Raw genomic sequence first — 16,168 nt, 5'->3', positions numbered from 1 at the left:
GGCGCGGCGTGAATCGACGCGCCGCCGAATGGGTGGATAAGGTCCCGAAGCAATGACTGGCGGTGCGGAGACCCCGACGGCCCGGATGCGCAAAGCACTGCACCGGGCCCGCACGAGCGTGCGCAAGGCCGGGGTCGACTACTTCCGCGGCGACGGCTCCGACTGGCTCGCCCTCAGCGCCCTCCTCTTCTCCGTCCCCGCCCTCGCCATCGGCACCATCGCCCAGCCCGAATGGTGCGCCCCCGCCGCGCTGGTGCTGCCCATCGTCGCCGGCGGACTGCTGCTCCGCCCCGCCAGCCTCCTCGGCCTCTACGCGGCGGCCGCGACCGCCCTCATCGTCGAGTCGGCGGTCCTCGACCCCGCCGCGTACGGCGCCGACCGCGTCACCCCCGGCACCATCCTCGTCGTCGCCGCCGTCGGCTTCCTCGGCCTGCTCATCGCCCAGTTCCGCAGCCGCGTCGGCGTCCCCTGGCGGCGCGGCGGAACGATGCTCTTCGACCTCCGCGAGCGCATCCGCGTCCAGAGCAAGCTGCCCGCGCTGCCCCGCGGCTGGCACCGCGAGATGGCCCTGCGGCCCGCCGGCGGGCAGTCCTTCTCCGGCGACTTCGTCGTCGCCGCCCGCACCAACGGCGGCCGGACGCTCGAAGTCGTCCTCACGGACGTCTCCGGCAAGGGCATGGACGCCGCCTCCCGCGCGCTGCTCCTCTCCGGCGCCTTCGGCGGACTGCTCGGCTCGCTGCCCCCGCACGCCTTCCTCCCCGCCGCCAACGGCTACCTCCTCCGGCAGGACTGGGACGAGGGCTTCGCCACCTCCGTGCACCTCGTCCTGGACCTGGACAGCGGCGACTACGAGCTCTTCTCCGCCGGACACGTGCCCGCGCTCCAGCTCAGCGCCGGGTCCGGCCGCTGGGAGGAGAAGGCCGCGGAGGGGCCGCTGCTCGGGGTCTACGACGGCGCCGAGTTCGACTCCGTCAAGGGGCGGCTGCGCCCCGGCGACGTCCTGATGCTGTTCACCGACGGCCTGGTGGAGACCGCCGAACGCGAGCTGACCGAGGGCATGGACCGGCTGACCGGCGAGGCCGACCGGTACGTCACCACCGGATTCGCGGGCGCCGCCTGGCACTTGATCGAGGCCGTGGCCAAGGACGTCAACGACGACCGGGCGCTGCTGCTGATCTGCCGCGACTGACGCGGCTGCTGCTGATCTGACACGACTGCTGCTGATCTGCCGCGAGTGCTGCTGATCTGACGTGACTGGGCGACGCGCCCGGAGCGGGTGGTGGGAATTCCGGGCATGAGTCCCCTTTTCCGGCTCCCGCTCGACCGCCTTTCCGGCGGCGCCATTTCCCCGTGTTCGTTGTCGGTGGCGTCCTCTCGGCACAAGTCCGTGGGGCGGTACGGCATTGCGCCGTCACGGCGTTGCGGTTTTCGCGTGCGCGTTGATAAACATGTCCGTCCGCCCGCCGCGCACGGCGGCGGATGCGCGCCGCCGTGGGACCACCGGGCCGGCGATTCCGCCGCTTCACGTTGTCCCGCCGCGCTGGTGGCGCAACACGCTCATCACGCTCACCGCGTTCACGACTTTCCACGGGGGATTCGCATGACCACGCCTCAGTCACCTCAGCCGCCTCAACATCCCCAGGCGCCCTATGGATACCCGCAGCAGCCGCAGGGCGCCGCGCCGCCGCCTTCGCCCCAGCCGCACAACCCGTACGCCCAGCAGCAGCCCGGCCCGTACCCGGCCCCGCCCGCCGCGCCGCAGGGCAACCCGTACGGGGCCCCGCCGCAAGGGGATCCGTACGGAGCCGCGCCGCAGGCGAATCCGTACGGGACCACCGCCCCACAGGGGAGCCCGTACGGGAACGCGGGCCCCTACGCGGCCCCGCCGCAGCCGGGCACCGGTCCGTACGCCGGCCCGTACGCCGCCCCGCGGCAGCCCGGCCCCGACCCCTACGGCGCCGCGCCGCAGCCAATGCCGGGCGCGCACGGCAGCTGTCAGATGTGCGGCGGGTTCCCGGCCGCCCAGATGACCATCCGCCGCCACCAGGGCCTGGTCTTCCTGATGCGGTTCTTCTCGCAGAAGGGCCGGTTCTGCCGGACCTGCGGGACCGCGCTGCTCCGGGAGATGACCGCGAAGACCTGCTGGCAGTGGTGGAGCCCGTTCTCACTGATCGTCTTCACGCCGCTGACCCTGCTCTGGAACCTGAGCGTGCACGCGAAGCTCAAGAAGCTGGCGCCCCCGGCCCCCGGTGGCCACGGGCCGCAGCCCGACCCCGGGGCCCCGCTGTTCAGCCGCCCTGGAGTGATCGGTCTGATCGGGCCGGTGGGATGGTGGGTGGCGCTGGCGGCGCAGATCGCGCTGCATCTTTAGCCGTAGCCGTAGCCGTAGCCGTAGCCGTAGCCGTAGCCGTACCGGCACCGGCACCCGCGGCCGCGTCCGTAGCCGCACCGGCACCCGCCGCCGCGTCCGTGGCGGGCCGGGGCGGCACGCGGAAGGCCCAGTCCATTCGAGGTTCGATCACCGGGCGGAACACCCGCCGCACCGGAGACGTGCACAACACGGTGACCAGGGCGACGGCGAGGACCGACACCAGGACCTCGCCCGCCGGCCGCCGGATCCAGTCGTACAGGTCGTACCACTCCCACCAGCGCGACAGCTTGATCACAAAGCCGTGCAGCAGGAAGCCGTACATCGTCCCGGTGCCGAGCGCCGTGAACCAGGTCCGCCGGCGCGGCACCCAGGCCAGGAAGCCCACGGTCAGCGCGGCGGCGCACAGGAACAGCGCGAAGGTCATCACGGGCGCCGTCCACACGGGTTCGCGCAGGTCCCGGATGGTGGAGTTGCGGTAGAACCAGCCGGTGTCCAGCCGCGGGGCGAGCAGGTACGCCGTGACGACCGCGCAGGCGAACAGCGGCACCGCCGCGATCCGCACCCAGCGCCGTCGCACCAGCTCGAAGTGGGCGGGCTTCAGGTGCAGGCCGATCACGAAGAACGGCATGAACTGCATCACCCGCATCACGTCGAACTCGCTCCCCACCTCGGGGGACAGCATCGCCACGATCGCGACGGCGAAGGACAGCGGGACGGGCCAGCGCACGGCCCGCCACAGCGGCGTCGTCAGCCGCCACAGGAAGAGCGCGGCCAGGAACCAGTTGAGGTACCAGGGTTCCAGCAGGGTGAACGGCTCGGGGTCGGCGCCGTCCTCGGCCAGGTGCTGGAACTCCACGAAGGCCAACTGGAAGATCAGGTACGGCACCAGGACGCTGGTGACCAGTCGCTTGACCTTGGGCGGGCTCAGGTCGAAGCCCCGCGAGAAGTAGCCGGAGATCAGGATGAACGCCGGCATGTGGAACGTGTAGACGGTGAGGTAGAGCGCCGTCGCGGCCCTGCTGCCGTGGGTGAGCGGTTCCCAGGCGTGGCCGAGCACGACGAGCACGATGGCCAGGTACTTCGCGTTGTCGAAGAACGGGTCGCGCGGTACGGCGGCGGAACCGGCCTGGGGCGGGCCGGGAGCGGGGGCCGCGGTACGCGCCGGGGACGTGGCGGTACGGGACATTCGACGCAGACTAGCGGGGTCCGGCAAAGCGGCGGCAATGCTTCCGGTCGGCTCCCGCCGGTGCCCCGAGAGGGGCGGGGTCCGCCGACCGGCCATGGCGGCCGGAAATCGACCCCTGACGGAGCCGGTCAAATCGTCGATGAATCGTCACATCACCTCCACGGAGGGCAAGTTGATGGCACGATGGTGCGGTGGAGCCCGACGAGGTGGTGCTCCGGGGACCGGGCCAGGTTCTTCGACCGAGGGTGTGATCAGTTGTGGCCATATCGGTGTCTGCGGTGCTGCTCTTGGCGATCATCCTGGTGATGATGATCCGCGGCGGGAAGATCAAAGCCGGGGCGGCCACCGTCGCGGCCCTCTTCGGCTTCTTCCTGGCGTCGTCGGGCATGGCCCCGTCGATCCACCGGTTCCTCAACTCGCTCGCCCAGACGATCAGCAACATCAAGCTCTGACCCGCCGCCTTCCGGAGGAGATCCTCCGAAAGGCGCGGCTCGGCACACGAGAAACGCCCCCGGCCGATGGCCGGGGGCGTCGTCCGAGCGGGCGACGGGAATCGAACCCGCGTAGCCAGTTTGGAAGACTGGGGCTCTACCATTGAGCTACGCCCGCGCGTGCCGTTTTCACCCCGAGGGGGGCGCGGCACTGACGTGCATCGTAGCGGGTCCCGGCCCCTCGCCGCACACCCGGTGCCGGCCCCGCCCCTCGGGGCCCGCGACGGCACACGCCCGCCCCCTCCACCCCGTTTGCCTCACGGGCAACCCTCGTGGTCACTGCCATGGTCATGGCCGAGCATGCCCGCGGTCACGGCGCGGTCAAAGGTCGGTCCACGCTCCCGGGGGCATGTACCCTACGTGTCGCACCGACGGGGTGTGGCGCAGCTTGGTAGCGCGTCCGCTTTGGGAGCGGAAGGTCGTCGGTTCGAATCCGGCCACCCCGACCAGCAAGATCGCCTTGTGGGGCTCATCCTGCGTGCGGTTACTATGCAGGTTGCGCGTCTGTGTCTCTACTACCGGGCGCGATCGGCTGAGGCTCAGCAGAACCTCGGCAGAAAAACCCGAAGTCAGCCCCAAGGAGACCGAACCGTGAAGAGCGCCGTGGAGACCCTGAACCCGACCCGGGTTCGGCTCACTGTCGAGGTGCCCTTCGAGGAGCTCAAGCCCAGCCTCGACGCGGCGTACAAGAAGATCAACCAGCAGGTCTCGGTGCCTGGCTTCCGGAAGGGCAAGATCCCGGCCCGGGTCATCGACCAGCGTTTCGGCCGCGGTGCGGTGCTGGAGGAGGCCGTCAACGACGCCCTCCCGAAGTTCTACACCGAGGCCGTCAACGAGGGTGAGCTGAACCCGCTGGGCCAGCCCGAGGTGGACATCACGGAGCTGAAGGACGGCGAGCTGCTGACCTTCACCGCCGAGGTCGACATCCGTCCCGCCCTGGAGATCCCGGACTACTCCGGCATCGAGGTCACCGTCGACGCCGTCGAGGTCACCGATGAGGACGTGGAGAAGTCGGTCGAGCAGCTCCGCGAGCGCTTCGCCACCACCTCCCCGGTCGAGCGCGCCGCCGCCGAGGGCGACATCGTCACCCTCGACCTGGAGGCCAAGGTCGACGGCGAGGTGCTGGAGGACGGCGTCGCCAAGGGCGTCGACTACACCATCGGCTCCGGCCAGCTGCTCGACGGCATCGACGAGGCCGTCACCGGCCTGGAGGCCGGCGCCTCCGCCACCTTCACCTCCGAGCTCAAGGGCGGCAGCGCCGAGGGCAAGGAGGCCGAGGTCAAGGTCGACGTCACCGCGGTGAAGTCCCGCGAACTGCCCGCCCTGGACGACGAGTTCGCCCAGCTCGCGAGCGAGTTCGACACGCTGGAGGAGCTCAAGGCCGACAGCCGTGAGCGCCTCGCCCGGATGAAGAAGTTCGACCAGGCCACCCAGGCCCAGGAGAAGGTGCTCGAGGAGCTCCTGAAGCTGGTCGAGGTCCCGATGCCGGAGAAGCTGCTCGAGGACGAGATCAACACTCGGAAGCACAACCTGGAGCACCACCAGCTGGGCCAGATGGGCCTCACCCTGGCGAAGTACCTGGAGATCCAGGGCAAGACCGCCGAGGAGTTCGACGCCGAGCTCAAGGAGCAGGCCGAGAAGGGCATCCGCACCCAGTTCGTCCTCGACGAGATCGTCAACAAGGAGAAGCTGTCGGTCGGCCAGGACGAGCTCACCGAGCACCTGATGCGCCGTGCCCAGTCCTCCGGCATGAGCCCCGACCAGTTCGCCCAGGCCGTCGTCGAGCAGGGCCAGGTCCCGATGCTCGTCGGTGAGGTCGCCCGCGGCAAGGCCCTCGCGACCGTCGTCGAGGCCGCCACGGTCAAGGACTCCAACGGCGAGGTCGTCGACCTGGAGGACGGCGAGGACGAGGCCGCCGAGGCCACCGAGGCCGCCGCCGAGGGCGCCGAGGCGAAGAACGAGGGCTGAGCCCCCGAACGCCCACCGGCCGCGCTCCGCGACCGCCGCGCCCCCGGGTGCGGCGGCCGCGGGGACGGCCTTCCGGGACGGGCCCGGACATGACCCCGCCGCCGGCCGGCGCGGGCCGTGTCCGGGCCCGTCCTGGCTCCGGGCGCCGGACCGCGTGCACGCGGGGGCGTGCCCGGCGGCCCGGGCGCCGTGGGCGGTGACTCCGCGGGGTCGTACCGGCCGGACTCGCAAGGCCACAGCGGCCGGAGCCGCGGGGCTGTACCGACCGGGACCCGCGGGGCCGTACCGGCCGCACTCGACAGGGCCCGTACCGCCCGGAACATGCGCTCAGAGCGAACAGTTCCTCATGCGGGATGGCGCCCGCCGACCAGCGCGTTAGGGTCCGTAGATACGAGGGCAGGGGAGACTTTGAGCGCGCCGGACCCTACCGGCCCGAAGCCCCCCGGCCCCGAGAGAAGACGCGGAGACGGCCCGTTGCCGTCAGAGACGAGCAGGTGGATCACGTGACGAATCTGATGCCTTCCGCCGCCGGCGGTCCTTCCATCGGTGGTGGCCTCGGCGACCAGGTCTACAGCCGACTGCTCGACGAGCGGATCATCTTCCTGGGCCAGCAGGTCGACGACGACATCGCCAACAAGATCACGGCTCAGCTGCTGCTCCTTGCCGCCGACCCCGACAAGGACATCTACCTCTACATCAACAGCCCCGGCGGCTCGGTGACGGCCGGCATGGCGGTCTACGACACCATGCAGTACATCCCGAACGACGTGGTCACCATCGGCATGGGCCTGGCGGCCTCGATGGGCCAGTTCCTGCTGACCGGTGGCACCCCGGGCAAGCGCTTCGCGCTGCCCAACACCGACATCCTGATGCACCAGGGTTCCGCGGGTCTCGGCGGTACCGCCTCGGACATCAAGATCCAGGCCGAGCAGCTGCTCCGCACCAAGAAGCGCATGGCGGAGATCACCGCCCACCACACCGGCCAGACCGTCGAAACGATCATCCGTGACGGCGACCGCGACCGCTGGTTCAGCGCGGAGGAGGCGAAGGCGTACGGGATCATCGACGAGATCATCACGCACGCCTCCGGCGTTCCGGGCGGCGGCGGCACCGGGGCCTGAGCCCCGGAGCCCGGGGGCCGGTCCCCGGGAGTACCGCCCGACCGTCGAATCCCAGCCAACGACCGCCATCAGGATGGTGAACACCCGCATGAACAACTTCCCCGGCAGCGGCCTCCACATGGGCCCGCAGGCGCAGTTCTCCGGCCTGCCCGCCGAGAGTCGTTACGTCGTCCCCCGTTTCGTCGAGCGCACCTCCCAGGGCGTCCGCGAGTACGACCCGTACGCGAAGCTCTTCGAGGAGCGCGTGATCTTCCTGGGCGTGCAGATCGACGACGCCTCCGCCAACGACGTGATGGCGCAGCTGCTGTGCCTGGAGTCGATGGACCCCGACCGGGACATCTCGATCTACATCAACTCGCCCGGCGGCTCGTTCACCGCGCTGACCGCCATCTACGACACGATGCAGTTCGTGAAGCCGGACATCCAGACGGTCTGCATGGGCCAGGCCGCCTCCGCCGCGGCGATCCTGCTGGCCGCCGGCACCCCGGGCAAGCGCATGGCGCTGCCCAACGCCCGTGTCCTGATCCACCAGCCGTCCAGCCAGACGGGCCGCGAGCAGCTCTCCGACCTGGAGATCGCGGCGAACGAGATCATGCGGATGCGGACGCAGCTGGAGGAGATGCTGGCCAAGCACTCCACCACGCCGATCGAGAAGATCCGCGACGACATCGAGCGCGACAAGATCCTCACGGCCGAGGACGCGCTGGCGTACGGTCTCGTGGACCAGATCGTCTCGACGCGCAAGTCGTCCGTCGCGGTCTGACGTTCTGACGTGACGGTCCGGGGACCGGCCGGCGGCGGGCTCCCGGGCCTCCCGGACACCGCGCCGCCGGTACCCCCCTTGGCCGAGTAGGTGCGAGGGGGGCCCGCACGGGGGCCCGGCAAGGTACCGTCGATAGGCAAGCACTCGGGTTCGCAGAGCAAGGCGGATCCCAGGCGAAGGGGAAGCACCTCGTGGCACGCATCGGTGACGGCGGCGACCTGCTCAAGTGCTCGTTCTGCGGGAAGAGCCAGAAGCAGGTGAAGAAGCTCATCGCGGGTCCTGGTGTGTACATCTGCGACGAGTGCATCGACCTCTGCAACGAGATCATCGAGGAAGAGCTCGCGGAGACCTCCGAGGTGCGCTGGGAGGAACTGCCCAAGCCCCGGGAGATCTACGAGTTCCTCGAGGGTTACGTCGTCGGCCAGGAGGCCGCCAAGAAGGCCCTCTCGGTGGCCGTCTACAACCACTACAAGCGCGTCCAGGCCGGCGAGGCCGGCGGGCGCGACCGTGACGACGCCATCGAGCTGTCCAAGTCCAACATCCTGCTGCTCGGCCCCACCGGGTCCGGCAAGACGCTGCTGGCGCAGACGCTCGCCCGCATGCTGAACGTCCCGTTCGCCATCGCGGACGCCACGGCGCTGACCGAGGCGGGCTACGTGGGCGAGGACGTCGAGAACATCCTGCTGAAGCTGATCCAGGCCGCCGACTACGACGTCAAGAAGGCCGAGACCGGCATCATCTACATCGACGAGATCGACAAGGTCGCCCGAAAGAGCGAAAATCCGTCGATCACCCGGGACGTCTCCGGCGAGGGTGTGCAGCAGGCGCTGCTGAAGATCCTGGAAGGGACCACGGCGTCGGTGCCCCCGCAGGGCGGCCGGAAGCACCCGCACCAGGAGTTCATCCAGATCGACACGACGAACGTGCTGTTCATCGTGGGCGGCGCGTTCTCCGGCCTGGAGAAGATCATCGAGTCGCGGGCGGGTGCCAAGGGCATCGGCTTCGGCGCGACGATCCGCTCCAAGCGCGAGATCGAGGCGAGCGACCAGTTCCAGGAGGTCATGCCGGAGGACCTGGTCAAGTTCGGCATGATCCCCGAGTTCATCGGCCGGCTGCCGGTGATCACCAGCGTCCACAACCTGGACCGCGCGGCCCTGCTGAAGATTCTCGTCGAGCCGCGCAACGCGCTGGTCAAGCAGTACCAGCGCCTCTTCGAACTCGACGGCGTGGAGCTGGACTTCGACCGCCCGGCGCTGGAGGCCATCGCCGACCAGGCGATCCTGCGGGGCACGGGCGCGCGGGGCCTGCGGGCCATCATGGAGGAGGTCCTCCAGTCGGTGATGTACGAGGTGCCGTCCCGCAAGGACGTCGCCCGGGTCGTCATCACGGCGGACGTCGTGCAGTCGAACGTCAACCCCACCCTGGTGCCGCGCACCCGGGGCAACGAGCCGGGCTCGGGGGAGCGGCACGAGAAGAGCGCGTAGCGCTCGGCGGTCTTCGCGGGCGCCCGGCCGCCGGTTTCCGAACCGGCGGCCGGGCGCTTTGTCGTGTGCCGTGCCGTGCCCTGCGGTTAGAGAGCCCTGCGCAGGGAAGCGGCCAGGGCGTCGACGAACGCGTCGCGGGTGGCGCCCGGCAGCAGGTCCAGGGAGAGGTACGGGTTGAGGTCCTCCAACTCGACGAGGAGCAGCCCGCCCTCGGGCGTACGGCAGGCGTCGACGCGCTGGATGCCGTGGTCGGTGCCGTTCCACTCGACGAAGCGGCGGGCGAACGCGAGGTCGGCGTCGGTGGCCTCGTAGGGCTCCAGGTCCCAGCGGCGGTCCGGGTCGGGGGCGTACAGCGCGTACTGGAAGGTGTCGTCGACGAAGTAGAACGACACCTCGTACGCGAAGCGGATCCGCGGCTGGACGAGGACCTCGCCGTCCGCGATGCCTTCCGTCAGCCGCTCGCGGGGCACGAACTCCAGACCTATCGAGTCGGCGCCCAGCTTGGGCTTGACCGCGTACTCGTCGACGACCGGGAGGCGGCCGACGTCCGCCGCCCGGTCGACGGTCGGGATGACCGGGTACCCCGCGGCGGTGAGGTCGAGCAGGTACCGCTTGCCCGCCATGTCGCCCTTGCCGGTGAGCTTGTTGTGCACCCGCGTGCCCCGGCGGGCGGCCTCGGCGCGGAAGTGGTCGTACGCGGCCTGGTAGTTGAGCACCGGTCCGCTGTTGCGGACGACGACGAGATCGAATCCGTCCATCAGCGCGACGGCGTCCAGCGGGTGGCAGAGCGCGACGTCGAACCACTCGCGGAGCCGGGAGGTGAGGAAGATGTCCTCGTCGCAGTACCGGCGCCCCTTGGCCTCGTAGGCGAGGTCGGTGACGTAGAGGACGCGGGGGCGGGGGGACGACGGGGCGAGGGCCGGCATGGGGGCTCCTTGAGGTGCTCGGTGATCACCCGTCACGCTAGTGCGTCCCATGCGGGCCCGGTCACGTCAGGCGCCCGCCTCGACCCGGACCTCGTCGCGGAGCTTCACGGCCTGCTCGGCCGCCTGCCGGAGGGACATGCTGTCACCGCCGCCCAAGGCGGACGTCACATCGACGTGCATGACGATGGCGGTGGTGCTGTGGTCGGCCCAGGCACAGAGGGGCGCCTTGAAGCCGGAGGGGGCCCCGGGGGCTCCGGGGGTTCCGCTTCCGCCGGAGGAGGCGCCGGCGCCGGCGGTCCTCACGTACTGGCACTTCATCACGGCGTTTCCGAGCCCCTGCGGGGTGACCTTCTCGGGGCTGCCCACGAGTTCACCCTTCTCGGCCTCGGACTTCTCCTTGAGGGATGCGCCCATCAGGTCGAAGAGCCGGTCGAGGGTCCTCTCCGGGTTCTTGATCTTCCCGTAGACGCCGTTGAAGAACAGGTACTTCTGGGAGAAGCCCGAGCCGGACTCGTAGCCGGCGCCCGCCTTCTCCGCGTCGGCGACGCCCAACGCCTCGGCCTTCTCCTTGCCGTCGGGCCCGAAGCCCTTGGCGGTTTCGCTGGGGTCCTTCCTGTAATCCCCGAGCACCGTGGCCGGAGCCCTCAGCGTGTACCGCTTCCCGTCGTCGGGCACGGAACCGCCGCCACTGCTCTTGCTGAAGAGCACCATGCCGACGACGAGCGCGCCCACGACGGCCAGCACGCCGACGGTGATCCCGATCGCCTTGCCCTTGCCGGAGCGCTGCGGGGGTATGGGCGGCGGGTACGCGCCGTACCCGCCGTACGGGCCGTAGGGGCCGGGCTGCGGCGGCTGCCCGTAGGGGCTCACCGGCGGCTGCTGTGGGGGCTGCCCGTACGGGTTCGGCTGCTGCGGGTATGGCGGTTGTCCCGAAGGGTAGCCGTAGCCCGGCTGCCCGCCCGGCGCACCGGCGCCCTGCCCGTAGGGGTCGGGCGGGGTCGGCTGACCGTACGGGTTGGGCTGGTCTGAGCTCATGTCTTTCTTTCCCTTCGGGACCGATCGCCTTGCGGCGCTTGCTACTTCTCCTTGCGGACCTCGTTGCGGATCTTCGCGGTGGCCTCGGCCAGTTCCTCGGCGGTCATGGCGTCGGCGGTGGAGCCGGTGCTCGAGCTGAAGGAGGAGTTGCTCTTGGACGAGCTGTTGACCACGATCCCCAAGGTGCTGCCGTCACCCCAGAGGCACTGGCTGATCCGCGACTCGCTGCTGTAGGAGCCGTAGCTGGAGGTCATCTTCTTGAGGTTGCACTTCAACACCGCGCCGTCGAAGCCGGAGGGGTGGAACTCCGTGTAAGGCGTCACGGTTTCGAACCGCGAGCCGGGCGAGCTCTTGTCCAGGTCGGCAATCATGTCGTTGACCGCCTTCTTCGGGTCCGACACGTCGCCGTAGATCCCGTGGACGTTGAGGTTCACCTTGGCGTCACTGGTGTAGGCGGCGGCCACGGCTTCGGCGTTGGTGAGGCCGTGTTCCCGCGTCTTGTCGTCGTTGGTCTTCTTGGGCCCGTTGGAGTCGGATCCCGACTTCTTGGTGTACTTCCCGTCCAGCAGCTTCTCCGGCAGCACGATCGTGTAGGAGCCACCCCCGCCGCCCTTGCCCAGGAGCATGTAACCGCCGCCCGCGAGGGCGCCGATCACCAGGACGATGACGAGGACGATGCCGATCGTCTTGCCCTTGCCGCCGCTCTGCGGGGGGATCGGCGGCGGGTACGGGCCGGGCATGCCGGGCTGCTGGCCGTAGGGGTGCTGCGGGGGCTGGCCGTAGGGGCCCGGCTGGGGCGGGGGCGCGCCGTACGGGCCGGGCTGCTGCGGGGGCGGGGGTAGCCGTAACCGGGCTGGCCGGGGGCGCCGCCCTGGCCGTAGGGGTTGGGGCCCTGCGGGGGGTGCGGCTGCTGTGGGGGCTGGCCGTAAGGGCCCGGCTGGTTGAAGCTCATGGTGTGTCGGTGTTCTCTCTCGACGTGTGGGGGGATGGGGCGGCGTTCCGCGTCATCTTTTCCGATGCCTTATCCCGGCTTTACCTCGGGTCGGCAACGGTTTCGGCACAGCCGTACGGATGCGGCACGCCCGCCGCGCGGGCAGGCGAGGGAGCGGCGGCCGGGGGTGTGGGGCCGGCCGCGGCACACGAGCGTGGGCGCCCGGATCCGGGCAACCGGATGCGACTCATCGCGTCTTCTCCCCCCGTCACGACCGCTCCCCGCGGTCGCCGTTTCTTACTGCGCGCTCCTACTTCTTGCCGCGCGCTTCGTCCCGCACCTTAACCGTCGCCTCGGACAGCTCCTCGGCCGACATCACGTCACCGGTGGCACCCGGGGTGTTCCGGACGTTGGACGGCAGGCCCTCGAAGGCCAGCACCGTGTGCTGCACGCTGCCCACGGCACTGTGGTCCGCCCACAAGCACTGGCTGATGCCCAGCCTGACGGAGATGGCGCCCGTTCTGCTCGCGCTTTTCGAGGACGTGCACTTCACGAACACGCCGCGGGAACCCGACGGGTGGAACTCGGTCCATGGGGTGACGGTGCGGCGCCCGCCGTCGGCCGCTGCGGCCGGATGTTTCGCGGTGCCCTCGTCCGCCATGGCCACCAGCGCGTCGAGCGTCTTGCGTGGGTCGGCGATGTCGCCGCTCGCCCCGTAGATGTTCAGCTTCTGCTTCTTGTCGTTGACGTAGCCGCCCATGAAGCCCTTGCCGTGGGCGATGCCCAGCTTCCCGGCCTGCGCGTCGCCGGTCAGGTCCTCGGTCCCGTCGGCGTCGCCGGGCCGGACGGGCTCCTTCTTGTACGCGCCGTCGAGGAGGCGGTCGGGCAGGGCGACGGTGTACGGCTCCGTGCCATCACCGCCGTCGCCGTCCCGGAGCCAGAGGACGCCGCCCACGGCCGCGCCCGCGATCAGGAGGGCCGCGCTGCCGGCTAGGAGGGCCGTCCGGCGCCTTCCGCCGCGGCGCGGCGGGGGCTGCTGGTGCAGGGGAGGAGCGGTCGGGAGGGGCGTGTTCATCGTGCGTGCCGTTCTTCATGGGGCCGGTGCGGCGTTTGTGGCATTTTCCCCCGACCGTGCTCAGGGTCGGGTTCCGGGTCATGTCAGGGGCAAACGGGTTCGTGCCGGGCCGCCCGGGCCCCGTAGAATTTCCCCCGTGACCGAGAACACTCAGCAGCAACACGACAGCGTCCCCGAACTGCCGACCCAGTACGCGCCGGCCGAAGTAGAGGGGCCGCTGTACGAGCGCTGGGTAGAGCGGGGCTACTTCACGGCCGACGCGACGAGCGATAAGAAGCCGTACACGATCGTCATCCCCCCGCCCAACGTCACCGGCTCGCTCCACCTGGGCCACGCCTTCCAGCACACGCTGATGGACGCCCTCACCCGCCGCAAGCGGATGCAGGGTTACGAGGCGCTGTGGCTGCCGGGCATGGACCACGCCGGCATCGCCACGCAGAACAAGGTCGAGCAGCAGCTCGCCGAGGAGGGCAAGTCCCGCCACGACCTCGGCCGGGAGGCGTTCACCGAGCGCGTCTGGCAGTGGAAGGAGGAGTACGGCGGGAAGATCCTCGGCCAGATGCGCCGGCTCGGCGACGGCGTCGACTGGTCGCGCGAGCGCTTCACCATGGACGAGGGCCTGTCCAAGGCCGTCCAGACGATCTTCAAGAAGCTCTACGACGACGAGCTGATCTACCGCGCCGAGCGCATCATCAACTGGTGCCCCCGCTGTCTCACGGCCATCTCGGACATCGAGGTGGAGTACCAGGAGGACGACGGCGAGCTCGTCTCCATCCGGTACGGCGAGGGCGAGGAGTCGCTGGTCGTCGCCACCACCCGCGCCGAGACGATGCTCGGTGACACGGCCGTCGCCGTCCACCCGGAGGACGAGCGGTACGCGCACCTCGTCGGCAAGCAGATCAAGCTGCCGCTGACGGACCGCACGATCCCCGTCGTCGCCGACACGCACGTCGACCCGGAGTTCGGCACCGGCGCCGTCAAGGTGACCCCGGCGCACGACCCCAACGACTTCGCCATCGGCCAGCGCCACGGCCTGCCGTCGATGACGGTCATGGACGAGCACGGCGTCATCACCGTGCACGGCCCGTTCCTCGGCCTGGACCGCTTCGAGGCGCGCTCGGCGATCGTCGGCGCGCTGCGCGAGCAGGGCCGGATCGTCGCCGAGAAGCGCCCGTACGTCCACTCCGTCGGCCACTGCTCCCGGTGCAGCACGACCGTCGAGCCGCGGCTGTCCATGCAGTGGTGGGTCAAGGTCGGCCCGCTGGCGCAGGCCGCCGGCGACGCGGTCCGCGACGGCCGGGTGAAGATCCACCCGGAGGACATGTCGAAGCGCTACTTCGACTGGGTCGACAACATGCACGACTGGTGCATCTCGCGTCAGCTGTGGTGGGGGCACCGCATCCCGGTCTGGTACGGCCCCGAGGGCCAGGTCGTCTGCGTCGGCCCGGACGAGGAGCCGCCGTCCGGCGAGGGCTGGCACCAGGAGACCGACGTCCTCGACACCTGGTTCTCCTCCGGCCTGTGGCCGTTCTCCACGCTCGGCTGGCCGGAGAAGACGCCGGACCTGGCGAAGTTCTACGCCACCGACGTCCTGCTCACCGGCCACGACATCATCTTCTTCTGGGTCGCCCGGATGATGATGTTCGGCCTCTACGCGATGGACGGCGTCGCGCCGTTCCACACCATCGCCCTCACCGGCCTGGTGCGCGACGAGCGCGGCAAGAAGATGTCCAAGTCCTTCGGGAACGTGGTCGATCCGCTGGACTGGATGGACGCGTACGGCTCCGACGCCGTCCGCTTCACCCTGGCCAAGGGCGCCAACCCCGGTACGGACGTGCCGATCGGCGAGGACTGGGTCCAGGCGTCCCGCAACTTCGCCAACAAGATCTGGAACGCGACGCGGTTCGCGCTGATGAACGGCGCGACGGTCGAGGGCGAACTCCCGGCGGCCGAGCGGCTGTCGGCCACCGACCGGTGGATCCTCTCCCGGCTGAACGCGACCGTCGCCGAGGTGGACGCGTACTACGAGGACTACCAGTTCTCCAAGGTCTCGGACGCCCTCTACCACTTCGCGTGGGACGAGGTCTTCGACTGGTACGTCGAGCTGTCCAAGACCACGTTCATGGGCGGCGGCGAGCAGGCGAAGGTGTCGGCGCGCGTCCTCGGCGAGGTCCTGGACGTCACCCTCAAGCTGCTCCACCCGATCGTCCCCTTCGTCACCGAGGCGCTGTGGACGACCCTCACCGGCAAGGAGTCGCTCGTCGTCGCCGACTGGCCGACCGACAGCGGATTCCGGGACGCGGCGGCCGAGGCGGAGATCGAGAACCTCCAGCAGGTGATCACCGAGGTCCGGCGGTTCCGCGCCGACCAGGGGCTCCAGCCGGGGCAGCGGGTGCCCGCGCGGCTCGCTCTGGAAGGCACGGCTCTGGCCGCGCATGAGGGTGCCATTCGGCAGCTCCTGCGGCTCCAGCCTGCCGAAGACGGCTTCCAGGCCACCGCCAACCTGACGATCGCCGGTGCGACGGTCTCCCTGGACCTGTCTGGGACGATCGACGTCGAGGCGGAGCGGAAGCGGCTTGCCAAGGCGTTGGCGGCGGCGGAGAAGGAGAAGTCCCAGGCGACGGCCAAGCTTGGGAACGAGGCGTTCCTGGCGAAGGCGGCCGAAGCGGCCGTCGAGAAGATTCGTACGCGGCTTGCGAAGGCTGAGGCTGACATCGAGCGGATCAAGGCCCAGCTCGACGGGCTGCCGGGCGCGTAGGGGTTAGGGTTCGGCCCTGGCTGGGGCGGGATGGGGGTGTGCCCCTGTCCCGCCCCTTC

At 70.2% G+C, this 16,168-nt stretch carries 13 protein-coding genes and 2 tRNA genes; 9 read left to right on the top strand and 6 right to left on the bottom strand.

Annotated features, from left to right (window positions below; translation table 11 throughout):
* Window positions 1-52 precede the first annotated feature (52 nt).
* Together ACQEVS_RS11660 and ACQEVS_RS11655 are read left to right on the top strand one after the other, a co-directional pair.
* On the top strand, window positions 53-1,189 hold the full coding sequence (locus ACQEVS_RS11660; protein WP_433018967.1) for a PP2C family protein-serine/threonine phosphatase: 1,137 nt from the start codon (window positions 53-55) through the stop codon (window positions 1,187-1,189).
* Between the two features lie 411 nt (window positions 1,190-1,600).
* Entirely contained in the window at window positions 1,601-2,371 is a 771-nt protein-coding gene (locus ACQEVS_RS11655; RefSeq protein WP_433018964.1) for a hypothetical protein, read from the top strand.
* Here ACQEVS_RS11655 and ACQEVS_RS11650 read toward each other — a convergent pair.
* A complete protein-coding gene (locus ACQEVS_RS11650) occupies window positions 2,289-3,557 on the bottom strand; it encodes an acyltransferase family protein (protein ID WP_433018961.1) in 1,269 nt (422 codons plus the stop codon). The two genes, ACQEVS_RS11655 and ACQEVS_RS11650, sit on opposite strands and share 83 nt — an antisense overlap.
* Window positions 3,558-3,814: 257 nt before the next feature.
* Between ACQEVS_RS11650 and ACQEVS_RS11645 the strand changes: the two genes are divergently transcribed.
* A complete protein-coding gene (locus ACQEVS_RS11645; RefSeq protein WP_185944962.1) occupies window positions 3,815-4,009 on the top strand; it encodes a hypothetical protein in 195 nt (64 codons plus the stop codon).
* 86 nt (window positions 4,010-4,095) lie between these two features.
* Here ACQEVS_RS11645 and ACQEVS_RS11640 read toward each other — a convergent pair.
* Window positions 4,096-4,166: transfer RNA gene (locus tag ACQEVS_RS11640), tRNA-Gly, on the bottom strand.
* Between the two features lie 254 nt (window positions 4,167-4,420).
* Here ACQEVS_RS11640 and ACQEVS_RS11635 point away from each other — a divergent pair.
* The 5 genes from ACQEVS_RS11635 to clpX all read left to right on the top strand — a co-directional run bounded on the left by ACQEVS_RS11635 (window position 4,421) and on the right by clpX (window position 9,384).
* Window positions 4,421-4,497 (top strand) — tRNA-Pro (locus tag ACQEVS_RS11635).
* Window positions 4,498-4,639: 142 nt separating this feature from the next.
* Window positions 4,640-6,016 (top strand): trigger factor, encoded by a 1,377-nt coding sequence (tig, locus tag ACQEVS_RS11630; RefSeq protein ID WP_433018958.1) that lies wholly within the window; start codon window positions 4,640-4,642, stop codon window positions 6,014-6,016.
* A 515-nt stretch (window positions 6,017-6,531) separates the two neighbouring features.
* Window positions 6,532-7,137, top strand: coding sequence for an ATP-dependent Clp protease proteolytic subunit (locus ACQEVS_RS11625; RefSeq protein WP_051072744.1), 606 nt, complete (start codon window positions 6,532-6,534; stop codon window positions 7,135-7,137).
* A gap of 73 nt (window positions 7,138-7,210) precedes the next feature.
* Window positions 7,211-7,900 (top strand): ATP-dependent Clp protease proteolytic subunit, encoded by a 690-nt coding sequence (locus tag ACQEVS_RS11620; RefSeq protein WP_433018955.1) that lies wholly within the window; start codon window positions 7,211-7,213, stop codon window positions 7,898-7,900.
* A 191-nt stretch (window positions 7,901-8,091) separates the two neighbouring features.
* Window positions 8,092-9,384, top strand: a complete 1,293-nt coding sequence (gene clpX, locus ACQEVS_RS11615) for an ATP-dependent Clp protease ATP-binding subunit ClpX (RefSeq protein WP_185944964.1) — start codon at window positions 8,092-8,094, stop codon at window positions 9,382-9,384.
* 86 nt (window positions 9,385-9,470) lie between these two features.
* Here clpX and ACQEVS_RS11610 read toward each other — a convergent pair whose 3' ends face one another.
* From ACQEVS_RS11610 to ACQEVS_RS11595, 4 genes are all read right to left on the bottom strand, one after another.
* Entirely contained in the window at window positions 9,471-10,310 is an 840-nt protein-coding gene (locus ACQEVS_RS11610; protein WP_433018951.1) for a hypothetical protein, read from the bottom strand.
* A gap of 66 nt (window positions 10,311-10,376) precedes the next feature.
* Entirely contained in the window at window positions 10,377-11,345 is a 969-nt protein-coding gene (locus ACQEVS_RS11605) for a hypothetical protein (RefSeq protein WP_433018948.1), read from the bottom strand.
* Window positions 11,346-11,386: 41 nt separating this feature from the next.
* Window positions 11,387-12,085 (bottom strand): hypothetical protein, encoded by a 699-nt coding sequence (locus ACQEVS_RS11600; RefSeq protein ID WP_433018945.1) that lies wholly within the window; start codon window positions 12,083-12,085, stop codon window positions 11,387-11,389.
* Between the two features lie 501 nt (window positions 12,086-12,586).
* Complete coding sequence (locus tag ACQEVS_RS11595) at window positions 12,587-13,351, bottom strand: hypothetical protein (RefSeq protein ID WP_433018942.1); 765 nt, start codon at window positions 13,349-13,351, stop codon at window positions 12,587-12,589.
* 136 nt (window positions 13,352-13,487) lie between these two features.
* Here ACQEVS_RS11595 and ACQEVS_RS11590 point away from each other — a divergent pair, with 136 nt between their 5' ends.
* On the top strand, window positions 13,488-16,109 hold the full coding sequence (locus tag ACQEVS_RS11590) for a valine--tRNA ligase (protein WP_433018939.1): 2,622 nt from the start codon (window positions 13,488-13,490) through the stop codon (window positions 16,107-16,109).
* Window positions 16,110-16,168: the final 59 nt, after the last annotated feature.

This window comes from Streptomyces sp. CA-181903, from assembly GCF_050937075.1.
GTDB lineage: Bacteria > Actinomycetota > Actinomycetes > Streptomycetales > Streptomycetaceae > Streptomyces.
Note: the sequence above shows the minus strand (reverse complement) of the source record. Positions and strands in the feature narration are given on the sequence as shown.